This is a genomic window from Candidatus Protochlamydia sp. R18 (assembly GCF_000648255.1).
Taxonomy (GTDB): domain Bacteria; phylum Chlamydiota; class Chlamydiia; order Chlamydiales; family Parachlamydiaceae; genus Protochlamydia; species Protochlamydia amoebophila.
The window spans coordinates 1-1,790 of sequence record NZ_BASL01000627.1; the positions used below are offsets into that span (position 1 = coordinate 1).

Sequence of the window (1,790 nt, forward strand, 5' to 3'; positions counted from 1 at the left end):
AAAAGAGGAGAAATCACAGGAATTGCTTTTATTGATTCTACATCGATAGATGTTTGCCACAATAAACGCATAAAAAGAAACAAAGTCTTTAAAGGTTTAGCAAAGAGGGGGAAAACAACTTCAGGGTGGTTTTTCGGGTTTAAATTGCATCTTATGATCAATGAGAGAGGAGAAATTTTGGCTTTTCAGCTAACTCCTGGAAATGTTGCTGATGTTTCTATTGCCGAAACTTTGTCGAAAGGGGTTTTTGGGAAACTATTTGGTGATAAGGGATATATTTCGAAAGAACTTTCAAAGAGGCTTTTGAAACAAGGTGTTGAACTATTTACTACCCTAAGATCGAATAGGAAGCAGAATCTTATGAAGTTGACAGACAAAATTCTTCTTAGAAAACGAGCTATTATTGAAACAGTGAATGATCAACTAAAAAATATTTCTCAAATTGAACAGACACGCCACAGAAATGCCGGAAATTTTTTAATTAATCTATTAGCTGGGATTGTTGCTTACACTCATCAACCTAAAAAGCCATCTATAAATTTAGCAGAGCAGCATCGCTTGTTGTTAATGGCTGCCTAAAAACCCAAAATTCAGGTTTCTAAGATCTTGACAAATTCAAAGGCTGTATTACGATAATCTACCCCTTCAATATATTGCCAAAGGCTGTGATTTTGCAAATCTATGATTTTATAAGTTGGAAGATCAGGGCCATTTTTTTGTTCTGGAGGAAGACTATTTAACTTTTCAAATAATTCAATGATCGCTTTATCAGTTTCAGCTCCTCTTGGTTTATAAACTACTTTTAAAACTTCTGCTTCTTCGATGGTCAACGAAACTAAAAGAGGTGTTTTCCCCCCGTGATGACTATCTGCTCCTAATAGTTTTAAGTTTATCTTAACATTACTTATATTTTCGACATTTTTTTTACCAAATTCTTTAAAAATTAAAATTTTATGTGCTTCTAAAAAATTTGTTGCTTCGAATATAAATCTTTCAAATCTTTCTAAAGAAGTTATTTGTTTATTAATTAAATAATCAACCTGTTTTTCTTCTTCTTCTGAAGAATAAGAGGATAAACTAATTTCACTAAATTTTACAGGCAAAGTTTCTACATCGATAATGTTACTACTAAATTTGTTGTTGATAATTTGACAAAGCCTTTCTTCTTCTTCCTGAATAGCCTTTGAACAAGCATCCATTTCTTTTTCTAAAGCAATATATTTTTGCCGTGTTTTTCTGATTTTTGTTATTAATTTATTTTTAACATTTAATGCATCATTTAATTGTTTGTTTAATATAAAACTTTCTTGCTCTTCTTTTTTACCAGATTGAATACTATTTTCTAAATTTTGAATTTGATTATTACAGGTTTCTAGTTCTTCTTTTAAATTATATTTTTTTTCATCTAAAAAAAATTCTTTGCGGTTTAGTAAATTTTTTTTTCTAAAAATATCAGTTATTAAATTTATTTGCTCTTTGTATTCTAAAGATACTGGCTCTTGCGTTGCTGGTTGAATTTCTTCGATTTTTGTATTTGATGATAATTGGATATTTGCACTGCGCAAATTAGTGGGTGGTAGACCAACAAAAGTATTTATATTTTCCATAATAAATTTTTCAACCTTAAAGTTATTTTTATAATTTAAATATAATTAAATCAGAAATAGTATTTTATATCAAATAAAATAACAAAAGATTTAATTTGTAAATAAAAAATTTAATTTAATTATTTAAATAATGTAAGTTGCAAATAACTAAGTTGAAATAAAATTTAGATGTAAATAAAAAGG

The 1,790-nt window shown here is 28.2% G+C and carries 2 protein-coding genes; one reads left to right on the plus strand and one right to left on the minus strand.

Annotated features, from left to right (window positions below):
- Nucleotides 1-579: IS982 family transposase (locus TY19_RS02450; RefSeq protein ID WP_042279831.1), on the plus strand; the 579-nt coding region annotated here is incomplete at its 5' end.
- 11 nt (nucleotides 580-590) lie between these two features.
- On the opposite strand, the gene TY19_RS02455 is transcribed toward TY19_RS02450, so the two are convergent.
- Nucleotides 591-1,607, minus strand: coding sequence for a DUF4135 domain-containing protein (locus tag TY19_RS02455; RefSeq protein WP_042279833.1), 1,017 nt, complete (start codon nucleotides 1,605-1,607; stop codon nucleotides 591-593).
- Between the last annotated feature and the right edge of the window lie 183 nt (nucleotides 1,608-1,790).

Bases quoted from the DNA above. Each gene is read 5' to 3' on its own strand.
- TY19_RS02455 (WP_042279833.1), bottom strand. From the start codon at position 1,607: ATGGAAAATATAAATACTTTTGTTGGTCTACCACCCACTAATTTGCGC.